Source organism: Actinomycetota bacterium (assembly GCA_035536535.1).
Taxonomy (GTDB): domain Bacteria; phylum Actinomycetota; class JAICYB01; order JAICYB01; family JAICYB01; genus DATLNZ01.
Genome location: DATLNZ010000032.1, coordinates 1 through 5543 on the forward strand (window position 1 = coordinate 1; position 5543 = coordinate 5543).

9 protein-coding genes are annotated in these 5543 nt (G+C 67.4%); 6 read left to right on the forward strand and 3 right to left on the reverse strand.

Going from position 1 to position 5543, the window contains the following annotated elements; all coding sequences use genetic code 11:
* Both VNE62_02220 and VNE62_02225 read right to left on the reverse strand, forming a co-directional pair.
* Positions 1–1042 (reverse strand): HD domain-containing protein (locus VNE62_02220; GenBank protein ID HVE91103.1); only part of this gene is annotated, 1042 nt, incomplete at its 3' end.
* 51 nt (positions 1043–1093) lie between these two features.
* Positions 1094–1774 (reverse strand): M23 family metallopeptidase, encoded by a 681-nt coding sequence (locus VNE62_02225; GenBank protein ID HVE91104.1) that lies wholly within the window; start codon positions 1772–1774, stop codon positions 1094–1096.
* A 69-nt stretch (positions 1775–1843) separates the two neighbouring features.
* On the opposite strand from VNE62_02225, the gene VNE62_02230 reads away from it, so the two are divergent.
* From VNE62_02230 to VNE62_02255, 6 genes are all read left to right on the forward strand, one after another.
* The gene (locus tag VNE62_02230) at positions 1844–2386 is read left to right on the forward strand and encodes a hypothetical protein (GenBank protein ID HVE91105.1); all 543 of its coding nucleotides are present in this window, start codon (positions 1844–1846) and stop codon (positions 2384–2386) included.
* The gene (locus VNE62_02235; protein ID HVE91106.1) at positions 2387–2863 is read left to right on the forward strand and encodes a YetF domain-containing protein; all 477 of its coding nucleotides are present in this window, start codon (positions 2387–2389) and stop codon (positions 2861–2863) included.
* A 69-nt stretch (positions 2864–2932) separates the two neighbouring features.
* A complete protein-coding gene (locus VNE62_02240; protein ID HVE91107.1) occupies positions 2933–3211 on the forward strand; it encodes a hypothetical protein in 279 nt (92 codons plus the stop codon).
* Positions 3208–3411: a hypothetical protein gene (locus VNE62_02245; protein HVE91108.1), complete on the forward strand. Its 204-nt coding sequence runs from the start codon at positions 3208–3210 to the stop codon at positions 3409–3411. The genes VNE62_02240 and VNE62_02245 overlap by 4 nt, the downstream gene beginning before the upstream one ends.
* 158 nt (positions 3412–3569) lie before the next feature.
* Complete coding sequence (locus VNE62_02250; GenBank protein ID HVE91109.1) at positions 3570–4334, forward strand: electron transfer flavoprotein subunit beta/FixA family protein; 765 nt, start codon at positions 3570–3572, stop codon at positions 4332–4334.
* Position 4335: 1 nt separating this feature from the next.
* On the forward strand, positions 4336–5298 hold the full coding sequence (locus tag VNE62_02255; protein HVE91110.1) for an electron transfer flavoprotein subunit alpha/FixB family protein: 963 nt from the start codon (positions 4336–4338) through the stop codon (positions 5296–5298).
* 22 nt (positions 5299–5320) lie between these two features.
* On the opposite strand, the gene VNE62_02260 is transcribed toward VNE62_02255, so the two are convergent.
* Entirely contained in the window at positions 5321–5500 is a 180-nt protein-coding gene (locus tag VNE62_02260) for a hypothetical protein (protein ID HVE91111.1), read from the reverse strand.
* Positions 5501–5543: the final 43 nt, after the last annotated feature.

Here is a 5543-nt window from a genome sequence, read left to right on the forward strand (position 1 = left end):
CAAGCGACTTGCCGCCGGGCCCCATCACCGTGGTGTGCAGCGACTGGTACATGTTGAACTTCGGCTGCGCGATGTAGTCCTTCAGGCGCCCCGGGATGGGGACGTACAGCGCGTGCACGACGCCAAGGGCCACGTAGCACTCGGGCATCTGCTCGACCAGGATCCGGATGCCGACGAGGTCCAGGATCTCGTCGAACTCTCGGCCCCTTTCGACCATCTTCTGGTAGATCGAGTAATAGTCCTTGGCGCGGCCGGTCACGTCCGCTCGGATCTTGGCCGTCTCCAGGTGCTCGCGCAGGTCAACGCACACCGTCTGCAGGGTGCGGTCGCGCTCCGGCTGGCGGCGCTCGGTTAGGTCGACCACCTCCTGGTAGCGCTTGGGGTAGCGGTACCGGAAGGCGAGGTCCTCGAGCTCGGTTTTCATCTGCGCCATACCGAGGCGGTTGGCCAGAGGGACGTAGATTTCAAGGGTCTCGCTGGCCTTGAGCTCCTGCTTCTCCGGGGGCAGGGCGCCGAGGGTGCGCATGTTGTGCAGCCGGTCGGCGAGCTTGACGATGATCACGCGGACGTCGCGCGCCATCGCCACCATCATCTTGCGGTAGTTCTCGGCCTTCGCGTGCTCGACGGACGTGAATCCGATCTTCGCGATCTTCGTGAGGCCGTCGATGATCTCGGCGACCTCTTCGCCGAACCCCTCGCGCAGCTCCTCGAGAGACGCGTCGGTGTCCTCCACTGCGTCGTGCAGCAGGGCGGCGATTACGGACGTGACGTCGAGGCCGATGTCGGCGAGGATCACCGCGACCCCGAGCGGGTGCGTGATGAACGGCTCACCGGACTTGCGCAGCTGTCCGGCGTGCATCGCGTGCGCGACGCGGTAGGCGCGGATCACGTCCGCCAGGTCCGCGCCCGGGTGCCGGCGCCGCAGGGACTCCAGCAGCGGACGCAGCTCCTCGGGCGCGTCGCCATCGCCTCCCGGGGTGCCCATGAGCCGGGACAGCGCCGCTCGAAGCGGACCGATGGCGGCGGCGCGGGACTGGGACATACCTAAGTGTGCCTCACCCGGCAGCCCCACCCGAGGGGCTCAGAACCGAGCTCAGACCGAGCGGACGGGGGCCGGGTCGCCGTTGGTCAGCTGCAGACCGGTGTAGAAGTCCGGACTTGCCGGGGTGGCAAGGAACACGTTGGACACCGACGAGGGGTACGCCCGGACCTCCCAGTGCACGTGGCTTCGTCCGGCGCATCCGGACGGGTAGCTGTCGTCGCCCTGATAGCCGAGCAGGCGTCCGGCAGACACCGTCGTCCCCGGAGTGATCCCCCGTGCGATGAGGCTTCGTCCGGACGCGCAGTCGCCCATGTGTCCGTAGATCGTGTACGTGTACAGCCCATTGCCGCCGGTGTTGCGCGCATGGCGAAGGACCACGCGCCAGCCCATGCCGTTGCCCCGCTCGGCGCTCCACACCACTCCCGGCGCCGCCGCGACCACGGGAGTCACACCGGGGGTCCGGGAGCCGAGGATGTCCACGCCCTTGTGCGCGCGGCGGCCGGGGCCGCAGTCCCAGGTCCTCAGCCTGTTGCGCTGGTCGTAGTAGCGCGTAGTGGAGACCGACGAAGAGGTGCTGCGGCAGGACAGGAAAAGCCCCGTGCTGCCGATCGTCCCCCTGGACGGAACCCTCATCCCACCCGCGGCAAGCGCAGGCGCAGGCGACGTCAGCGCCGCAAGAAGGGCGACGAGGACGACGCAGGACGGCCAAAAGCGGCGGGAAAGGTGGCTCATGTATAGACAAACGCAACACTAGTACACAGCCGTCGCACCGTGTCCTCACCTGCTGCAAGGCTGCATCGCGTGACGGCCAAGCGCGCGGGGGGAGACACCGGCACATCCACCGCCCCCGACCCCCAGCCGATCTCCCGCCTCAAGCGCGCGCGGACGCTTCGCCGCGTAGCCCTGGGGGTGCTGTTCGTCTTCCTAGCGCTGTCGCTCGCCGGAGCGTTCGGGGTCCGGACCAGGACCGTGTCCGCCTCGTTCGGCGGCTACACCCTCGAGCAGGAGTACGCGACGATCACTCGTCCGGGGCTCGCCACTCCGTGGGCCCTGACGGTGCGCAAGCCGGGCGGTTTCGACGGTCCCGTGACCGTGGGGGTGTCGGCGTCCTACTTCGACATCTTCGACGAAAACGGCATCGACCCCGAGCCTTCGTCCTCCACGACGGGCCCGAACGGGCTGCTCCTGTGGGAGTTCGAGCCCCCGGACGGAGACTCGCTGGAAATCTCCTTCGACGCAAGGCTGGAACCGGCGCGGCAATCCGGCGCGCGCGGCCGCAGCGTCGTATTCGAGGACGATCGCGCGGTGGTGTCGGTGTCCTACGTCACGAGGGTGGCTCCGTAGATGGAGATCGTTCTCCGGGCCACCTTCGTCTTCTTCTTCCTGTGGGTGCTGACGCGCGCGATGGGCAAGCGCGAGCTGGCCGAGATGACCGCGCTGGAGATGGTGCTGCTGGTGACGATGGGTGACCTCGTCCAGCAGGGTGTGACCCAGGAGGACATGTCCCTGACGGGGGCCGTGATGGCCGTCGGGACGATCGCCTTCTGGATCCTGGTCTTCTCCTACACCGGGTTCCGCTGGCGCCGGGCCGAGGACGTCATCGCCGGGTTCCCGGTTGTGGTCATGCGCGACGGACAGGTGATCCAGGACGCGCTGAACATCGAGCGGATTCCGACAGACGAGCTGATGGAGGCCGCCCGCAGCCATGGGATCGACGACCTGACCAAGGTCCGGGTGGCGATCCTGGAGCCCGACGGGCGCTTTTCGTTCATCACCGACGACAAGCAGCAGGACGAGCCCACGGAGCGCCATGAACTGTAAGAGGCGGATGCGCGGTAGGTGAGGACCTGAGGTAGTCGCGAGGTCGGTGTCTGGTCCTACGCTCGCTGGATGGAAATCCGCTTCTTCATCGACGAAGAGACGGGCGATCCCCACGTCTACCTGCACGGCGTAAGCGAGACCGAGGTCGCTGAGGTGCTATCGGCACCCATCGAGGACCGCCAGGGGGCGGATGAGACCAGGGTCGCCATCGGCCGAACTGAAGGGGGGCGCCTGCTGCGGATTATTTACGTGCGCGATCCGACACCCCCGTCCATCTTTGTGATCACGGCATACGTCGTGAGCGGACGAGTGGCCTGGGCGTTGCGCCGTAGAATGAGGGGCCGATGAAAGCTGAGAACAGGCTCCCGCCGGGGTGGAGCGAAGAGCGCGTTCGCCGCGTGCTTGAGCACTACGAGAGCCAAACCGACGAGGAAGCCGTCGCGGAGGACGAAGCCGCGTACTCCTCAGACGGCCAAACGATGATCCAGGTGCCAACCGATCTCGTCCCAGAGGTCAGAGACCTTCTCGCACGACGTCAGTCAGGCTGATCGTGCGCCCGTCTCGCAAGGGGGCCCCTTGCGCAAACAGCAGCTTCGCGAAGCGACCGGGTGCCGCTCCTGATTCCGCTGTGTAAGAATCCCCCCTAGCACGTACCCCGGCTCGGCCCGGGACCCCCCGACCCCAGGAAAGCAGGTGCTCCGGCTCGATGAACATCGTCGTGTGTGTGAAGCAGGTACCCGACCCGAACCTGCCCCCGCAGCTGGACGGCAACCGGCTCAAAAGGCAGGGGCTGGCCGCGGTTCTGGACCCCGGTGACGAGTTCGGCGTAGAGGCCGGACTGCAGCTCGCCGAGGCGAACGGGGGCGAGGTCACCGTCGTGTCGATGGGCCCCCCGCAGGCGATGGAGGCCATCCGCAAAGCGCTTTCGATGGGCGCTCACAAGGGAGTGCTCGTCAGCGACGAGTCGCTCGTCAACTCCGACGCGCTGGTAACGGCGCGGGTGCTCGCGGCGGCGATCAAGCGCAACCCCTTCGACCTCGTGATCGCGGGCGTCGAGTCCACCGACGGCTACTCCGGCGTCGTCCCCGGAATGCTCGCCGCGCTGCTGGACATCCCCCAGGCCACCTTCGCCAAGCACCTGGAAGTCAAGGACTCGGCCCTGCTAATGCACCGCCAGACCGAAAAGGGCTACGACGTGGTCGAGTGCCCGCTTCCGGTTCTCATCACGGTCACTGCCGGTGTCAACGAGCCTCGGTACCCGTCGTTCAAGGGGATCGTCGGAGCCAAGTCCAAGCCGGTGGACCAGCTGGCCGTGGCCGACCTGGGCTTGGACCCCCAGCACACGCAGGAGTCGCAGACGGTGGCCGAGATCACAGAGGCGCCGCAGCGCGCATCCGGAGAAATCATCGAAGACGACGGGACGGCCGCCGCGAAGATCGCGGACTTCCTCGTCCGGACCAAGGTGATCTGACATGTCGAAGATCTGGGTTTTCGCTGAGGTGTCCGAGGACGGCCAGCCGACGTCCACGACGCTGGAGATGCTGACGAAGGCAAGGTCCCTGGGCGGGACCGTGGAGGCCGTTGCGCTCGGACCCGGAGCCACCAAGGGGGCCGAGGAGCTCGGACGCCACGGCGCGACCGCCGTCTACGCGTCCGAAGAGAAGGTGTTCGCGGAGTTCCTCGCGCAGCCGGCCGCACACGCGCTGGCCGAGCTCGTGTCGCGCGAGCAGCCGAACCTGATCCTCTTCTCCACCGACTACGACTCCCGTGACATCGCTGCGCGACTGGGCGCCCGCACGGGATCGACCGTCATGAGCAATGCGAGCGACGTCCTGGCCGTGGACCGCGCGCAGACGCAGATCTTCGGCGGACAGAAGATCGTGGACGTGGCGCTGTCCGGGCCGGACCCCAAGATCGTCCTGGTGCGGGCGAAGTCCTTTCCGGCCGAGCCGGCGGAAGGCACGGCGGAAGTGCGCCCCGTGGACGTCCAGATCCCGGAGTCGGAGCTCAAGGCCCGGCGGACCGAGCGCCACCAGGAGGAGGCCGAGGGTCCCAAGCTCGAGGACGCCAAGGTCGTCATTGCTGGGGGCCGGGGGCTGGGCAAACCTGAGAACTTCGACCTGCTGGAGCAGATCGCGTCCGAGATCCCAGGCTCGGCGGTGGGGGCCACGCGCGCCGTCGTGGACGCCGGATGGGTCGGATACAACAAGCAGATCGGCCAGACCGGCAAGACCGTCAAGCCGCAGGTCTACATCGCGTGCGGCATCAGCGGAGCCTCACAGCACCAGGTCGGGATGAAGGAGTCGCGCAACATAATCGCGATCAACAAGGACGCGGAGGCGCCGATCCTGTCCATCGCCGACCTGGGCGTGGTGGGTGACGTTTTGAAGGTCCTGCCGCAGGTCGTGGAGGAGATCCGCAAGCGCAAGGGCTGAGGAATTCGGCCACAGCCCCCGGTCAGCGATCCGCAGATGGAGGCTTGACGATTCCGCCCGGCGCCCGCCGCGACTTCCAGCCCGCGAACAGCGCGACCACCATAAGCACCGCCGGCAGGACCAGCAGCACGTAGAGGCCCCCGAGCCTCAGTCCCAAAAGGGCCGCAGCCACCGCTCCCACCAGCGCAAGCCAGATCCACATGTCCGCCTCCTCCACTGTTCAGCTTCCGGACGACCCCTTCAGC

Excerpts from the sequence above, each read along its gene's own strand:
- VNE62_02225 (HVE91104.1), bottom strand. The coding sequence starts at position 1,774 with ATGAGCCACCTTTCCCGCCGCTTTTGGCCGTCCTGCGTCGTCCTCGTC.
- VNE62_02250 (HVE91109.1), top strand. The coding sequence starts at position 3,570 with ATGAACATCGTCGTGTGTGTGAAGCAGGTACCCGACCCGAACCTGCCC.
- VNE62_02245 (HVE91108.1), top strand. The coding sequence starts at position 3,208 with ATGAAAGCTGAGAACAGGCTCCCGCCGGGGTGGAGCGAAGAGCGCGTT.
- VNE62_02235 (HVE91106.1), top strand. The coding sequence starts at position 2,387 with ATGGAGATCGTTCTCCGGGCCACCTTCGTCTTCTTCTTCCTGTGGGTG.
- VNE62_02255 (HVE91110.1), top strand. The coding sequence starts at position 4,336 with ATGTCGAAGATCTGGGTTTTCGCTGAGGTGTCCGAGGACGGCCAGCCG.
- VNE62_02260 (HVE91111.1), bottom strand. The coding sequence starts at position 5,500 with ATGTGGATCTGGCTTGCGCTGGTGGGAGCGGTGGCTGCGGCCCTTTTG.
- VNE62_02240 (HVE91107.1), top strand. The coding sequence starts at position 2,933 with ATGGAAATCCGCTTCTTCATCGACGAAGAGACGGGCGATCCCCACGTC.